Origin of the sequence: Klebsiella sp. 2680 (genome assembly GCF_900198535.1) — a bacterium.
Taxonomy (GTDB): Bacteria; Pseudomonadota; Gammaproteobacteria; order Enterobacterales; family Enterobacteriaceae; genus Klebsiella; species Klebsiella indica.
Window position 1 is genome coordinate 676,041 of record NZ_FZNJ01000001.1, and the last position, 15,170, is coordinate 691,210.

Below are 15,170 nucleotides of genomic sequence, written 5' to 3' on the forward strand. Positions count from 1 at the left end.
CAACCCGATTAACGCAGAATCACCCGCCAAAATCAGCCGAATTCTGCTTCATGATCAGCGATCTCAACGGCACGCTACTTTTCATGATCGGCGACTTGATCACGATATAACTGAAATACTTATCAATACCGATTTGCGCATCCAGCAACGTCTCGATCACATCCTGGTAATGCTCAATGCTACGGGTAATAAAGCGCAGCAAATAGTCGTAGCCCCCGGTAATCAAATGACACTCCATCAACTCATCCACATCGCGCATCGCGTTTTCGAATTTCATAAAATCTTCTCGCCGGTGGCCGGAAAGCGTGACTTCGGTGAAAACCGTCACAGAGTTGGTGATTTTGGTCAAATTGATATGGGCTTCATACCCGGAGATAAAACCCGCCTGCTCCAGGCGTTTTACCCGTTGCAGGCAAGGGCTGGGAGAAAGTCCGACGGCATCGGCCAGGTTAACGTTGCTGATACGGCCATCTTTTTGTAGTTGCACCAGAATATTGATATCGATGCGATCTAGTTTCATTAAGCCGTTCATGGCCCCCCTCATTATTGACCAGGTGTGCAGGTTATCCCGATGGTATAGCACGCTTTAATGTGACAGCGCCAGTCCTGACGCAGGCCACATTTTTCGGAATACCTGAAAATAATTTGCTGCAATATCAATGAGGAAGCTGTGATTATTCGAGACGACCGCTTGCACGAGCCAGCGCAATATCAAAGATATGCAATGCTTCTTCCAGCTGCGCGTCAGTGGTGATCAGCGGCGCCAGGAAGCGAATTGTACTGCGGTGCAAACCACATTTAATCAGCAATAACCCTTCCTGGCAGGCGCAGTCGAGAATTTTCTGCGTCATCGCCGCATCAGAACGCCTGGTCTCAAAATCAATGATCTCCACCGCCTGCATAAAGCCGATGCCGCGCACATCGCCGATACACGCGTACTTGTCCGCCAGTTGATGCAGATGGGCATTAAGTTTCTCACCTAACTGGTTACTGCGTATCAGCAGATTTTCGTTTTCAAACAGGTCGAGCACGGCCAGTGCTGCCGCACACCCCAGCGCATTACCGCCATAGGTCCCGCCAAGCCCACCCGGTAATGGCGTATCCATAATGTCCGCTTTCCCCACGACACCGGAAATCGGCAATCCGCCGCCGAGACTTTTTGCCACGGTGATCAGATCCGGAGTAATGTCCGCATGTTGGAAACCAAACATTTTCCCGGTACGACCAAACCCGGTTTGTACTTCATCACAAATCAGCAGAATCCCGTGTTCCTCCGTGATACGGCGCAACGCCTGCAAAAAGTCAGCGCTCGCAGGCAGGAAACCACCATCGCCCTGAACCGGTTCGATGATAATCGCCGCGACGCGTTCCGGCACAATTTGTACCGCAAACAGTTGTTCCAGGGCTTGCAGACAGTCATTATCGCTGATGCCATAAAAGGTATTCGGAAACGGCAGGCGATAGATTTCCCCGGGGAAGGGGCCGAAATTCTGTTTATAAGGCTGGCTCATCCCGGTCAGAGCGCAGCCGAGTAAGGTGCGGCCATGAAATGCCCCGTCAAACGCAATGATGCCGGATCGCTGGGTATGCGCACGGGCAATTTTCACCGCATTTTCTACCGCTTCCGCACCGCTGGTGAAAAATACACTCTTAAACGGCTGGCCGTTACCCACCAGTTTATTCAGGCGCTGCGCCAGTTCAATGTAGCCCGGATAGGCCACGACCTGGAAGCAGGCATGCGACACCAGACCAAGCTGCTGCGTGACGGCATTAACCACCGCCGGGTGATTATGGCCGACATTAAGTACACCAATTCCGCCGACAAAATCGAGGTAGCGATTGCCCTCAACATCCCACACCTCGCTGCCTTTAGCCCGTTCGATCACCAGCGGATGCGCAGTGACCACGCCACGAGGCACCTGCTGCTCGCGCGCATCCAGTAACATACTGTTATCGGAAAATGTGTACTGTCCTACCATGGCATTCTGCATTTTTGCCCTCATCCACATAACGTTAGGTTGACTAAAGTATCGCAACCTGTTGGTTTCTCACGCTGCCGTAATTGCCGGGACAGCAGCATTTCCTGTTAAAATCGGCTGTCTTTCAGCGGGGAAATTCTGTACGCAGAGTATGACGAGCGATGGCCGTCAACGCCTGGATACCATATGGGATCACGGCATCATTAAAGTCATACGCTGAATGGTGCAGCGGCTGGCCAGGCGCCGACCCAATCCACAAATACGCCCCCGGTTTTGCCTGTAACATAAAGGCGAAGTCTTCCGAGGTCAGCGCCGGTTGTCCGGCCTGATTCGCTGTCATCCCCGCCTGTTGTAACGCCTCCAGCGCCAGCAAGGCTTCCGGGCCGCTGTTGATCGTCGCCGGGTAATAACGCAGGTAGTTGACCTCGGCATGCAGACCGTGCGCAGCGCTGATGTGTTGCGCCATTTCACGCATCCGTGATTCGATAATATCCTGCGCCGCCGGGCTGAAGGTGCGTACCGTGCCGGTAATGCTGGCTTCCGCCGGGATCATATTGTGCGAGAAGCCTCCCTGCATACGGGTGACGCTGAGTAACGCGGGTTCGCAAGGATCAAGCGCTCGTGCCACCAGAGCGTTGAGCGCCACCACCAGCTCGCTGGTTGCCAGTAAGGTGTCGCGCGTCAAATGCGGCTGCGCGGCATGACCACCGCCGCCGCGAATAGTGATATCGAAACGATCTGCCGCTGCCATAATGGCCCCAGGGCGCGTCTGTACTTCGCCCAATGGCAGATCCGGCCAGTTATGCAACGCGTAAACGGCATCACAGGGAAAGCGAACAAACAGGCCGTCATCGATCATCGCTTTTGCTCCCGCCAGACCTTCTTCCGCAGGCTGAAAGATAAACACCAGCGTGCCATCAAAATCACCCTGCTGTGCCAGCGTCATCGCGGCCCCAAGCAGCATTACCGTGTGCCCGTCATGCCCACAGCCGTGGCAAATGCCCTTTATGGTGCTTTTCCATGCCTGTGTACCGTTATCTGCCATTGGCAGCGCATCCATATCAGCGCGCAGCCCTATCATCCGGGCGCTGCTTCCGCGTTTCAGTACACCGACCACCCCCGTTCCTCCCAGACCGCGGTGCACCTCAATGCCCTGCTCCTCCAACACGCGCGCCACGATGTCGCTGGTGCGTGTTTCCTTATACCCCAGCTCGGGATGAGCATGCAGATCCCGTCGCAGAGCGACTAATTGTTCCAGTTGCATTTCAGTATCCCCGGTTACGATCGATCATGCCGATCATCGGTTCACCACGCTGATAGCGGCGCAGGTTATCAAGCAGCGCAACCACGGCGCTGCCGGTGTGTGTTTCACTGGCGATATGGGGTGTCAGCCAGATGGCCGGATGGCGCCAGAACGGATGCCCGACTGGCAGCGGTTCGGGAGCGGTGACATCGATTACTGCGGCACTGAGCTGCCCGCTATCCAGCGCCGCCAGGAGATGATCGTCATTAAGCTGTGGCCCGCGTCCAACCTGTACCAGCGCAGCGCCAGAAGGCAGTTGAGCAAAAAGTTCGGCATTCAACAATCCACGCGTATCGTCGGTCAGCGGCAGCAGACACACCAGGATATCGCTGCGTGCGAGAAATACCGCCAGTTGTTCGTCACCATGCCAGCAACGTACGCCGTCGATCTTATGTTGCGTTCGGCTCCAGCCCGCACAATCAAAACCAAGCGCCACCAGTTGTTTCAGACAGGCTTGCCCCAGTTCACCGAGGCCCATTACCCCAATACGACGCTCCCCGGCGGTATGAATTTTGTGGGGGTGCCACTGCTGCTCACGCTGTTGACGCAAGTAACGCGGTATATCACGATGCAAGCCAAGCACCGCGAAGGTGACGTATTCCACCATACCCTGCGTCAGACCCGGCTCAATCATGCGCACCACCGGCAAGTCCGGCGGTATCTCGCTGAGATCGAACTGATCGGCACCCGCGCCAACCGACATCAATGCTTTCAGGTTGGGAAAGGTTGCCAGCAGATTTTCCGGCAGTTGCCAGGCAATCAGCATCTCCACCTGTTCTGTCGGGCCGGTTTCCGGCCAGATATGCAACTGGATATCCGGCGCATGCTCGGCCAGCCAGCGTTGCCAGTGTGCGCCGCGTAGCGGATCAGATTTATAAACAATATGCATCACGCCATCGCCTGGGTCATTAACCCAAACGCCTGCATACCACCGTCCAGCGGCGACCAGACCGTTCCCCGAATCATCGTTACCGGTGCGTCAACCTGCGCCATTCCCAACGTTTCCAGCCATTCCGCCAGCGGCAATGCGCCATCGGTATCAATACGCACAAACTCGCCGCCCAACCCTTGCATCAGCACCGCAACCAGAGGTTGCGCCACCGACAAGGTTTCGGCAATCAACGGTCCAATCGCCCAACCGTGACCGAAACGACGCAAACTCGCGAAACCGTGGATGCGCTGCTGCGCATCTCGCGCTATCACGGTCTGATGCTCGCTAATTAGTTGATTTATCAAGTGTGGACGCCACATCCCATGTGCCTGATGATCGAGCTCGGTCAGCAGGCTGGCATCGCTGACGTCGGCTTTACCCAGCGTCAATTCGGTTGGCAGAGTCACAGCGGGCACGGTCGCCAGCGCGCGGGTCTGGTGCTGCTGGATATGCCCGGTCACGTTAAACCCCAATTTGGCATACAGACCTTTCCCCATTTCCGTAGCATGCAGCCGCACGTTGTAGCCGGGAAATTTTTCCAGTTGCGCCAACATCAGTTGTCTACCGATGCCACGCCCCTGATACTGGTCGTTAACCATCACCAGCCCAATAGTGGCAGCCTGCTCACCCCAACGCCAGCCAATAGCGCACCCGAGGAAAGCGCCCTCTTCTTCCGCCACCACGCCTTCTCCTAAAGATAGCGCCTGGGCCCAGTCTTCACGGCGATGTGGCCATTTCAGATGCTGTGTCATGGCAAACGCCGGTTCGATGTCATCCGTGATCATCGCGCGTAATGTAATATTCATGCGTGCTCCTCACATCATGCCTGGCGCGTCAAGGCCGCTGCCATCAACCAGACGGGAATAGCGATAAGGTGTGGGATCCACAACTGGCGTACTGTCGGTGGCAAGATCCGCCGCCAGGCGACCGGCGCCCGGTCCGATACCAAAGCCGTGCGCGCTAAAGCCTGCGGACAACACCAGCCCCGGCATTTTTTCCACCGTTGATATCACCGGGATCGCATCCGGCGTGCTGTCAATCATCCCTCCCCACGCCTGCGCCAGCTTCAGATTCGCCAACGCCGGATACTCTTTACGCATCGCTGCCAGGCCATCTTCTATGGTGCTGCGATCCGCTACGGGATCGAGAATGCGCACCCGCTCAAACGGCGACTGGCGATCAAACTCCCAGCTTCCCAGCGCCTCCGGGCCAGACAGGAAAGGCCTGATGCCAATATTGAGTTTCAGGTTCTTACGTCGACTTTTGAAAGTCGGATAGAACTGGCGCGCATAACGAAGGCCCTGTGCCCCAGGCTCCAGACGGCCACGGCCTGAAACCGAGACGGTATAGCTACCGTCAAGCTGCGGCCGACAGGCAAAGCCAGGGGTGTATAAGGGTATTGCAATCGCCTGCTCAATTGGCTGAGTACGGAAGGCTGTACCAATTACATTGCCGAGCGGCAGATCGATGCCGTGGCGGCGGCAGAACATCGACGTCCAGGCGCCGGCGGCGCAAATTACCCGGCTGGTTTTGATTAAGCCGCGTTCCGTCCAGACGCCGCTGACCCGCCCGGCTGCGATATCCAGACCACGTACAGCGCACTGCTGGAACACCAGCGCGCCCAGACGTTGTGCTCCGATCACCAGACCGGCAGACGCCAGCCGCGGCTCGGCATGACCGTCGGTGGGCGATGAGACGCCCCCCAGCCACTGAGTCGTGCTGCCCGGCGTCATCGCTTTTGCCTGTTCGGCACTGAGCATATCGCTGCGCACGCCATAGTTTTTCGCCATCTTCCCCCACGCCTCCCAGGCGGCGAGATCGTCCAGATTGCGTGTGGCGTACACCAGCCCGCTACGACGAAATCCCAGCTCTTCACCGGTTTCAGCGTTAAGTTCGCCCCAGCGTTGCAGGGCATGAATGATCAGCGGCAACTCGCGCTCGTCACGGTTTTGTTGGCGGCACCACCCCCAGTTGCGGCTGGACTGTTCGGCACCTACTAACCCTTTCTCTACCAGCACCACCTTTAACCCCTGTTTCGCCAGTTCCCAGATGGCGGCGGAACCGGCAATACCGGCGCCAATCACCACCACATCAGCAGACGCCGGGAAATCAGCACTGTCCTGTACATAACGAATCGGTGCAGGCATAACGTTACTACCTCGATGTTGTAAACATTAAATACCGCGCGGCAAATCGCACCGCAGCGGCGTGTACAATTTTTATTCTGCTTTCAGGATTTCTTCATGCTCATCAAGCCAGCCCTGGCGTAGCTCTGGCACCGCACGCTTCAGCCGCTCAAAATAGAGATCGCTGCCGGGTTTGTCATAGTCCGCACGCGCGATTTGCGTCATGATGCGACCGCTCTTCATCACCACGATATCATCACATACCGAACGCACCGCATGCATGTCATGGCTGATAAACAACACCGACAGGCCAAGTTCACGACGTAGTTCGCTTATCAGATCCAAAACCGCCGCCGCCACCACGGTATCGAGCGCGGAAGTGACCTCATCACACAATATCAAATCCGGTTCTGCGGCCAGCGCGCGAGCCAGATTGACGCGTTGTTTCTGACCACCAGACAGCGCCCCAGGACGCCGCCACAATACGCTGTGCGGCAGTTTGACCAGATCGAGCAACCGGTGCAGGCGCTGCGTGAGCGCCGCCCCCTGCAACCCGTGGAACAGTGCCAGTGGACGAGACAGAATGCGCTCAATGCTGTGTGCCGGGTTAAGCGCGGTGTCTGCCATCTGGAAAACATACTGAATACGACGCAGCTCATCGTCAGGCCGCTTATGCATATCACCGTCAATGTAGTGACCGTTAAACAATATATGGCCCTGACTCGGCGCGTTCAGCCCGGCAATGGCATGTGCAAGCGTCGTTTTTCCGGAACCGGATTCTCCGATAATGCCAATCGCCTGCCCTTTCCACAGCTTCAGGTTGATGTCTTCAAGGATGCGGATTTTCGGTTGTCCTTCTCTGTCCCGTGGACCATAACCGGCACACATATCGCGCACTTCCAGCAGCGGCTGCCGCTCAGCTGTGGCGGGGCACCAGTTACTCAGGCGTTCACTCTGGCGCGCGGCATCCATCAACAACCGGGTGTATTCCGCCTGCGGCGAACCAATCAACCGTTCAGTCGTGCCGTATTCAGCTATTTGGCCACGTAGCAGTACCAGAATGCGATCGGCCATTTGCGCCACCACAGCCAAATCGTGGCTGACGTAAATGGCGGTTACCCCACGCTGCGCCACCACCCGCCGGAAAGCTTTCAACACTTCCACCTGCGTGGTCACATCCAGTGCGGTAGTTGGTTCGTCGAGGATCACAACGTCAGGATCGCCAATCAATGCCATCGCCGTCATCAAACGTTGCAGTTGTCCTCCGGACACCTGATGCGGGAAACGGTCGCCGATGCTTTCCGGATCAGGCAACGCCAGTTCACGAAACAGGGCTATCGCTTTCTTTTTCGCTTCCTTACGCCTCATGGTGCCGTGGATCACCGCAGGCTCAATAACCTGATCGAGAATACGCATGCCAGGGTTAAACGAAGCCGCTGCGCTCTGCGCGATATAAGCCACCTTATTACCGCGAAATTCGCGCAATTGGCCCGGAGAGAGACGGTGCACATCGGTGCCGGCAACATGGATAATGCCATCAGCGATACGACAGCCATGGCGAGCATAGCCCATCAGTGCCATCGCGATGGTGGTTTTGCCAGAGCCGGATTCGCCAATCAGCGCCAACACTTCCCCTTTTTGCACGGTAAAACGTATATCGGAAACCAGATCGATCTCTTCGCCTTTGTCCGTATGCGCCGTAACGCGCAGATTCTCGACGGCGATCACTGGCAACGCGGTGTGTAGAGTCACGTTCATGCCCCCTCCTTCGCAAGGGTCAGCGGTCGCATCATCTGCAGGCTATCAATAAACAGATTGGCACCAACGGTCAGGCTGGCAATTGCCACCGCAGGCATCAGTACCGCTGGCGAGCCATCAAACAACCCCTGAATGTTTTCTCGCACCAGCGTTCCCCAGTCAGCATAAGGTGGCTGCACACCCAGGCCGAGAAAACTCAGGCCACTGAGCAGCAGCACGATATAGACAAAACGCAGACCAAAGTCAGTCAGCATCGGATGCACCATGTTCGGCAGGATATCGTGGACCGCGATATACCAACGGCTCTCGCCACGTAATTTCGATGCCCGCACGTAATCCATATTTCGCAAGCTGCTGGCCATAGCAAAGGCGATTCGAAATGCCCCCGGCCAGTAGGTGAAAACCGCGGTGAGGATCAGAATCGGCAACGAAGAACCAAATACCGCTACGATCATCAGCGACAACACTTTGCCCGGCAGCACCAGCAGCGCATCGTTAACACGCCCCAGCACTTCCTCCAGCCAACGGCCGGCAACGGCTGCCAGCAGAGCCAGCACGGTGCCAATCAGGCTGGCTCCTAGTGCGGCGGTTAACGCCAGGCCGATGGAGAACCTGGCGCCGTACAGAATTCGGCTGAGGATATCGCGCCCGAGATAGTCGGTACCGAGGATGTTATCCGCAGTCATGCCGCCGAGCATCGGACCACCGCCAATATCATCGATGCGGTGCGGTGCCAGTTGCGTACCGAATAGCGCCATCGCAATCCAGAACAGCGAGATCAGCAGGCCGATGCGTCCTGAGACCGATAGCGCCTGGAAAAAGCGCCAGGGAAGAAGCAAGCTATTCATCAGTTCCTCCATTTCGGGTTAAAAGCGATGGTGAGAATGTCGGCCGCCAACAGCAACAGCAGATAGCTTGCGGCAAACAGCATCACGCAGAACTGCACCACGGGCAGGTCACGGTTGCTCACCGCATCCACCATGGCACTGGCGAGGCCGGGATAACTGAAAATCGTTTCGATGATGATCACGCCGCCAAACAGATACGAGAGGCTAAGTGAAATGGAGTTAGCAATCGGCCCGACGGCATTCGGCAGCGCGTGACGCAGTACCGCACGCAATGGCGACACGCCTTTCAACCGCGCCATTTCCAGGTACGGGCTATCGAGCTGATTGATGATGGCAGCGCGCGTCATGCGCGCCATCTGCGCAGCCAGCACGCAGCATAACGTCAGCACCGGCAAGGCGTAAGATTTCAGATAGCTAAGCAAATCCATATCCGAGCTACCGAACGACATGGCCGATACCCAATGCAGCTTCACGGCAAAAATCAGCACCGCCACCGTCGCGACAAGAAATTCCGGAACAGCCACCGTCGCCATAGTGCTAACCACCAGAAATCTGTCGATCAGCGAGCCCCGGTTCATGGCGGCCGCAATACCGCTCACCAGCGCCAGCGGTACGCAGATCAGCGTGGTTATCGCCGCAAGTTCGAATGTGGCCGGAATGCGTCGGGCGACCAACTGCACGACCGGTAAATGGCTGGCAAACGATATCCCAAAATCGCCATGCAACATTCCGCTAAGCCAACTGAAATATCGCACCGGCAGCGACTGATCGAGGCCGAGCTGCTGACGTAACGCCGCCACCGTTTCCGCTGTGGCGTTTTGCCCCAAAATCATTTGCGCCGCATCTCCGGGCAGCAGGCTGGTGATAAAAAACACCACCGCCGAGACGATAAGCAAAGTTAGAATGCCCGCGCCGACGCGACGGGCAATCAGAAACATCATGTATCGGTTCATCGGCGTACTCCTCTATGAGGTTCAGATATCAGGCGGAAAGCCAGGCAAATTCATGGAAGCGGTATCCCATCATCATGCCTGTCGGCCAGGCTTCCACTCCTTTGACCTTCTTACTGTAACCATCGGTTGAGCTGATGAATGTCGGGATAATGGTGCCACAGTGGTCGTAAATCAGAGTCTGCATATCGCCGTACATCTGCTTACGTTTCGCCTGATCGCGTTCGCCCCGGGCTGCCACCACCAGTTGGTCAAACTGTTTATTCTTCCAACCCGACTCGTTATTGGCGCCATTGGAGAGATAGAACTGCGAGAACAACATATCCAGAGTAGGACGCGGGTTGATAGAGCCGTAACCAACCGGATCTTTGGTCCAGTGAGTTGACCAGTAGCCATCGTAAGGGACACGGCCTACCTTAAAATTGACGCCAGTATTGCGCGCGACCTGCTGAATCAATTGACCGCCCTCCACCGCGCCTTCGATATTCGGCGTGGTGATAATTTCGACGTTAGCGCCGACCATCCCCGCTTTCTTGAAGTGAAATTTGGCTTTTTCCACATCCAGCGGACGTGGTTTCAGATCGGCGTTGTACAGCGGATGCCATGGCGGAACTGGAGTATCGTTCGCTACGTCTCCATAGCCCTGAAGCACGGTTTTCACCAGCATCTCTCGCGGTTGCAGATATTTCATACCCAGGACGAAATCTTCGCTGCTGCCCGGTTTCATGTCGGTACGCACTATCAGATTGGTGTACATTCCGGACTTGCTCTCCAGAACGCCAAAATCAGAGGTGGCTTTGATACGTTTGCAATCAGCCGCGCCCAGCGTGGAGACCATGTGCAGATCGCCCGACATCAGTGCATTGACGCGCGCGGCCTGATCGGTCACGCCCAGCAGTTCCACTTCGTCGAGGTGCGGTAATCCGGGTTTGAAGTAGTCAGGGTTCTTCACCCCCACGGAACGCACACCCGGCGTGAATTCTTTCAGTTTGAATGGTCCGGTGCCGATACCTTTACTGAAATCTTTGGTGTTATCCTGCACGATCAGGAAAGGCGCTGTCGCCAGCATATAGGGGATGTCGAAGTTAGCCTGGCTCAGCACCAGTTGTACTTCGTTATCATTGATTGCACTTAAGTTGGAGAACTGTTCCGCCAGTTTAAACGCATTGGAGGCTACCGCCGGATCTTTGTGACGGCTCAGAGAATAAATCACATCTTTCGCGTTGAGCGGTTTACCATCGTGGAAAGTGACGTCTTTACGCAGCTTAATCTGCCAGGTGATACCGTCACTTGATTCAACGGATTCAGCCAGTGCCGGATGTACCTGCATGTTTTTATCCAGCTCAGTCAGGCCACTGTAAAACATAAACTGACGTGTGTAATCGGCACTGTTGTTGCCTTTGGCGGGATCGAGAGTATCGGTTGCCGAGGCATTGGACATCGCCGCACGTAACTTACCTCCCTTAACCGGCGTTTCGGCCGCAAAGCCCATTTCCGGGAAACCGATTACTCCGGTACTCATTACTGCTCCAGCGCACAACAACTTCATCAGGCTACGACGGGACAGCGAACCTTCGGTCAGCACTTGCGTCAGAGCCGGATTTACAGCGTCAGATTGTTTCTTGAATTTACTCATCTGCACACCCTCAATATGAACTGCTGCTATTTAGATAGTCGTTACTGACGCCCTGGCGCGGTCATCATCATGGTTCAATCAATCGCCTTGCGACAATGTCGCGTAACGGTTTGTCACGACACGATTTATCGCGTAACCAGAGCGCAGAAATAATCAGGAGATCCGATCCTTCGCTTTGTAGTACAAACCCGCGAGAGGTAAAAACCAGGGTTTCCCGTGGTAACCGGGCAACGCGGGCCATGCCTCGCGCAGCCAGGGATTTTCATTCCGTTTTTCTGCTATCACATCGGCCATTACCCTGCCCATCCATGTTGACATCTGCGTGCCATGCCCGCTGTAGCCAAGGGAATAGAACACGCCGTCGTGCTCACCGGCATGCGGCAGTCGATCGGCAGTCATATCCACCATGCCTCCCCAGCAGTAATCAATGTCCACATTGCCCAGTTGTGGAAACAGTGCCGTCATCGCGGCCCGTAACACCTGGCCGCTGCGGGTATCTGAGGTTGGATTGCTCACAGCAAAACGGGCGCGTCCGCCAAATACCAGGCGACGATCGGCGGTCGTGCGGAAATAGTTGCCGATATTCAGCGAGGTGACATAGGTGCGATCCCGAGGCAGTATCTGATTCAGCAGGCCATCGTCCAACGGTTCGGTCACTACAATGAAGCTGCCCACCGGCACAATACGACGCTGAAACCACCGGAATGGCCCTTCGTTAGAGACGCCTGTCGCCATCAATACTTTGTCAGCAATAATCTCGCCTTTGCGGGTGGTGATACGATGACGATATCCATCAAGGCGAGTCATATCGCTGACTTTATGGTGGGGGAAGATCTTTGCGCCACTACGCGCGGCAGCCTCCGCCAGACCGATGCCAAATTTTCCCATATGCATCTGACCACCACGTTTTTGCAGCAGGCCGCCGTGAAAAGCATCGCTACCGACTTCACGACGAATCTCGTCTTTGCTGATAAGCTCGATCTCCGGATCGACGGTATCGCGCATCAATTGCCAGGCGCTGCGTAGCCCAGAAAAATGCGTGGCTTTGCTGGCGAGCTTCAGCTTGCCGCACAGACGAAAATCACAATCGATCTGTTCTTCACGGACCAGTTGCTCAACGTAGCTCACCGCATCATCGTACGCGCGATAAAAGCGGCTGGCCTGCTCCAGCCCCTGGCTGGCGACCAGCGAGGCGAAGTTTTGCGCCACGCCGGTGTTGCAGTGGCCACCGTTGCGTGCCGACGCCTGACTCATTATGTCGCCACTCTCCAGCAGCACCACATCAATGCCAGCACGCGCCAGATTAAGCGCAGCCGAGATGCCAGTAAAACCGCCACCAATGACCACCACGGAGGCGGTTCCGGGCAGCGTCTCTCTTGCCGCACCATGAAATTGCGGTGCAGTTGCCTGCCAGAAGGATTCGAGTTTCATTGGGCTGCCCTCCCGGCTCAGAGGCCAACCACTGCGGGCAATCCGCCAATATCTTTAATCTCGGTGTAACCGTAAGCGGGGTTGGCCGGATCGTGACCGCGATTAACCCACACTTTGTGGGTAATCCCCATGTCATGACAGGTCATCAAGTCGTAACGCAGACTGGATGAGACATGCAGGATCTCTTCCGGGCCACAGTCGAGTTTTTCCAGCATGTACTCGAAGCCCTTCATTTGCGGTTTGTATGCCCCAACTTCTTCGGCGGTGATCGCCATATGGATCGGCGCGCCCAGACGAGGAATGTGATGCGACAGCAGGTCAGTCATTGAGTTGGAGAGCAGTACCAACGGAAACGCCTGGGCCACCTTTGCCAGCCCTGCGGGCACATCCGGGTGGGGGCCCCAGGTGGCGCAGTCGGTGTAGATAAAATCGCTGTCTGCCTTGTCCCAGTGGACTCCCCACTTTTTGCAGGTACGCTGTAGCGCATTGCTCACCACCTCGTAATATGGCTTCCATGCGCCCAGCACTTCATCGAGGCGGTAGCGGGCAAAATCGATGATAAAAGACGGCATAACATCCGGCGTCACACGCTCTTTGAAGCAACGCTCAGCTGCACCCGCCATGTCAAAGTTGATTAAGGTGCCGTAGCAATCAAAGGTGATGTATTTTGGTTTACACAATGCCATGACTCGACCTCGTCGTTGTCTGATACGTAAATTAAAAATCGATTAATACGCTTTTCTGGCGCTGACAGGCCTGAAATGCCTGGCGCCCCAGGTCTTTGCCGACACCGGAACCGAGAAAACCGCCGGTAGGGATGATAAAATCGCCGGAGCGACCATAGCGGTTGATCCAGACGGTGCCCGATTCAATGGCGCGCATGGCGCGCATCGCTCGTGGAAGACTCAGGGTGTGCACCCCGGCGCACAGGCCATAAGTTTCATGTGCGGCAAGGTGGAGCCCTTCATCTTCATCATCGAACTCCTGCACGGTGAGCACTGGACCAAAGATCTCCTGCTGCACTGCCGGGTTGTCCGGCGCAACACGGCATAACAGCGTTGGCTGCCAGAACCAGCCTTCGTCGGTGTCGGCAAAACGCTCGCCCCCCACCAGCACCTCCGCGCCCTCGGCTTGCGCCGCGGCAACCACGGACGCCACTTTATGACCCTGACGCTCATCGATCAGTGGTGAATAGCGGCTGTCAGCCCGCCAGGTGAGGCCTGGCCGCGGCTGCTGGCACAGCGCCACCAGTCTGTCGAGTAATGGTCCGGCGATGCCACGCTGTACGATCAGGCGCGTCCCGGCCACACAGGCCTGGCCGCCGTTAGCGGTAAAACCACGCAGAATGCGTTGCGCCACCACCTCGACATCCCCTGCATCATCAAACACGACCTGCGGACTTTTACCGCCCAGCTCAAGAGTCACCGGTTTCATACCATGCTGTGCCGCGTCGCTCATAATGCGCGAACCCGTGACAGTGGATCCCGTGAACGAGACTTTACGCACCAGCGGGTGCTTCACCAGCGCGCTACCGGTGACGGCACCACTACCCTGTACAATATTCAGAATGCCTGCGGGTAAACCGGCCTGTACCGCCAGTTCCGCCATACGCACGGTGGAGAAAGGTGTCAGCTCAGAGGGTTTCAGCACCACCGCATTACCTGCCGCCAGCGCCGGGCCACATTTCCACGACGCCATCGACAACGGGAAATTCCACGGCGTAATAGCGCCAATCACGCCATAGGGCTCGGAGATCAGCATGCCAAGACTGCTCTGCTGGGTGGGGAACAGATCACCACTGTATTTATCCGCACACTCGGCGTAGAAACGAATAGCCTCTGCAGTGAACGGAATTTCATGTTGCACCACGTCGCTGATGGGGCGGGTTGAACCGAGTGCTTCGAGTTGCGCCAGTTGCCGATCGCTCTCAATCAAATCTGCCCAGCGACGCAATACCTTGCCGCGCTCACGCGGTGGACAACTGCGCCAGCCACTGACGGTGAGCGCACGATGAGCGATACTGACGGCACGATCGACATCTGCCGCAGAGGCTTCGCTCAGCGTGGCGTAGACTTTGCCATCCGACGGACGCTTAACCGCAAACTGTACGCCCTGGCTATACTGGTGTTGACCATCGATATAATGCCCGGCGGGTAAAGAAACTTTTTCAGGGTCGAAACTTAACATGAAAAATCCTTATTTTTCACA

13 protein-coding genes are annotated in these 15,170 nt (G+C 56.3%); all 13 read right to left on the minus strand.

The window, feature by feature from the left end; translation table 11 throughout:
- Positions 1-19: 19 nt before the first annotated feature.
- The 13 genes from FN037_RS03360 to FN037_RS03420 all read right to left on the minus strand — a co-directional run bounded on the left by FN037_RS03360 (position 20) and on the right by FN037_RS03420 (position 15,149).
- Positions 20-532 carry an Lrp/AsnC family transcriptional regulator gene (locus FN037_RS03360; protein WP_138361560.1) on the minus strand — a complete coding sequence of 171 codons (513 nt, stop codon included), beginning with the start codon at positions 530-532 and terminating at the stop codon, positions 20-22.
- Positions 533-674: 142 nt separating this feature from the next.
- Positions 675-1,991: a 4-aminobutyrate--2-oxoglutarate transaminase gene (gene gabT / locus FN037_RS03365; protein WP_138361561.1), complete on the minus strand. Its 1,317-nt coding sequence runs from the start codon at positions 1,989-1,991 to the stop codon at positions 675-677.
- A gap of 112 nt (positions 1,992-2,103) precedes the next feature.
- Positions 2,104-3,243 carry a M20 aminoacylase family protein gene (locus tag FN037_RS03370; RefSeq protein ID WP_142501541.1) on the minus strand — a complete coding sequence of 380 codons (1,140 nt, stop codon included), beginning with the start codon at positions 3,241-3,243 and terminating at the stop codon, positions 2,104-2,106.
- A gap of 1 nt (position 3,244) precedes the next feature.
- A complete protein-coding gene (locus tag FN037_RS03375) occupies positions 3,245-4,171 on the minus strand; it encodes a 2-hydroxyacid dehydrogenase (RefSeq protein WP_138361581.1) in 927 nt (308 codons plus the stop codon).
- On the minus strand, positions 4,171-5,019 hold the full coding sequence (locus FN037_RS03380) for a GNAT family N-acetyltransferase (protein WP_142501542.1): 849 nt from the start codon (positions 5,017-5,019) through the stop codon (positions 4,171-4,173). Before FN037_RS03380 ends, FN037_RS03375 begins: the two co-directional genes overlap by 1 nt.
- Before the next feature lie 9 nt (positions 5,020-5,028).
- Entirely contained in the window at positions 5,029-6,360 is a 1,332-nt protein-coding gene (locus FN037_RS03385; RefSeq protein ID WP_138361564.1) for an FAD-binding oxidoreductase, read from the minus strand.
- 72 nt (positions 6,361-6,432) lie between these two features.
- A complete protein-coding gene (locus FN037_RS03390; protein ID WP_142501543.1) occupies positions 6,433-8,097 on the minus strand; it encodes an ABC transporter ATP-binding protein in 1,665 nt (554 codons plus the stop codon).
- Positions 8,094-8,945 carry an ABC transporter permease gene (locus FN037_RS03395; protein WP_138361566.1) on the minus strand — a complete coding sequence of 284 codons (852 nt, stop codon included), beginning with the start codon at positions 8,943-8,945 and terminating at the stop codon, positions 8,094-8,096. Before FN037_RS03395 ends, FN037_RS03390 begins: the two co-directional genes overlap by 4 nt.
- Positions 8,945-9,898 carry an ABC transporter permease gene (locus tag FN037_RS03400; protein WP_138361567.1) on the minus strand — a complete coding sequence of 318 codons (954 nt, stop codon included), beginning with the start codon at positions 9,896-9,898 and terminating at the stop codon, positions 8,945-8,947. Before FN037_RS03400 ends, FN037_RS03395 begins: the two co-directional genes overlap by 1 nt.
- A 28-nt stretch (positions 9,899-9,926) precedes the next feature.
- Positions 9,927-11,531 carry an ABC transporter substrate-binding protein gene (locus tag FN037_RS03405; RefSeq protein ID WP_142501544.1) on the minus strand — a complete coding sequence of 535 codons (1,605 nt, stop codon included), beginning with the start codon at positions 11,529-11,531 and terminating at the stop codon, positions 9,927-9,929.
- A gap of 153 nt (positions 11,532-11,684) precedes the next feature.
- Positions 11,685-12,962: an NAD(P)/FAD-dependent oxidoreductase gene (locus tag FN037_RS03410; protein ID WP_142501545.1), complete on the minus strand. Its 1,278-nt coding sequence runs from the start codon at positions 12,960-12,962 to the stop codon at positions 11,685-11,687.
- Positions 12,963-12,979: 17 nt separating this feature from the next.
- Positions 12,980-13,648 (minus strand): haloacid dehalogenase type II, encoded by a 669-nt coding sequence (locus FN037_RS03415; RefSeq protein ID WP_142501546.1) that lies wholly within the window; start codon positions 13,646-13,648, stop codon positions 12,980-12,982.
- 31 nt (positions 13,649-13,679) lie between these two features.
- Positions 13,680-15,149: an aldehyde dehydrogenase family protein gene (locus tag FN037_RS03420; RefSeq protein ID WP_142501547.1), complete on the minus strand. Its 1,470-nt coding sequence runs from the start codon at positions 15,147-15,149 to the stop codon at positions 13,680-13,682.
- Between the last annotated feature and the right edge of the window lie 21 nt (positions 15,150-15,170).

What these genes read in the sequence shown, in the direction of transcription:
- FN037_RS03360 (WP_138361560.1), bottom strand. Translation starts at nt 532, where the DNA reads ATGAACGGCTTAATGAAACTAGATCGCATCGATATCAATATTCTGGTG.
- gabT (WP_138361561.1), bottom strand. Translation starts at nt 1,991, where the DNA reads ATGCAGAATGCCATGGTAGGACAGTACACATTTTCCGATAACAGTATG.
- FN037_RS03370 (WP_142501541.1), bottom strand. Translation starts at nt 3,243, where the DNA reads ATGCAACTGGAACAATTAGTCGCTCTGCGACGGGATCTGCATGCTCAT.
- FN037_RS03375 (WP_138361581.1), bottom strand. Translation starts at nt 4,171, where the DNA reads ATGCATATTGTTTATAAATCTGATCCGCTACGCGGCGCACACTGGCAA.
- FN037_RS03380 (WP_142501542.1), bottom strand. Translation starts at nt 5,019, where the DNA reads ATGAATATTACATTACGCGCGATGATCACGGATGACATCGAACCGGCG.
- FN037_RS03385 (WP_138361564.1), bottom strand. Translation starts at nt 6,360, where the DNA reads ATGCCTGCACCGATTCGTTATGTACAGGACAGTGCTGATTTCCCGGCG.
- FN037_RS03390 (WP_142501543.1), bottom strand. Translation starts at nt 8,097, where the DNA reads ATGAACGTGACTCTACACACCGCGTTGCCAGTGATCGCCGTCGAGAAT.
- FN037_RS03395 (WP_138361566.1), bottom strand. Translation starts at nt 8,945, where the DNA reads ATGAATAGCTTGCTTCTTCCCTGGCGCTTTTTCCAGGCGCTATCGGTC.
- FN037_RS03400 (WP_138361567.1), bottom strand. Translation starts at nt 9,898, where the DNA reads ATGAACCGATACATGATGTTTCTGATTGCCCGTCGCGTCGGCGCGGGC.
- FN037_RS03405 (WP_142501544.1), bottom strand. Translation starts at nt 11,531, where the DNA reads ATGAGTAAATTCAAGAAACAATCTGACGCTGTAAATCCGGCTCTGACG.
- FN037_RS03410 (WP_142501545.1), bottom strand. Translation starts at nt 12,962, where the DNA reads ATGAAACTCGAATCCTTCTGGCAGGCAACTGCACCGCAATTTCATGGT.
- FN037_RS03415 (WP_142501546.1), bottom strand. Translation starts at nt 13,648, where the DNA reads ATGGCATTGTGTAAACCAAAATACATCACCTTTGATTGCTACGGCACC.
- FN037_RS03420 (WP_142501547.1), bottom strand. Translation starts at nt 15,149, where the DNA reads ATGTTAAGTTTCGACCCTGAAAAAGTTTCTTTACCCGCCGGGCATTAT.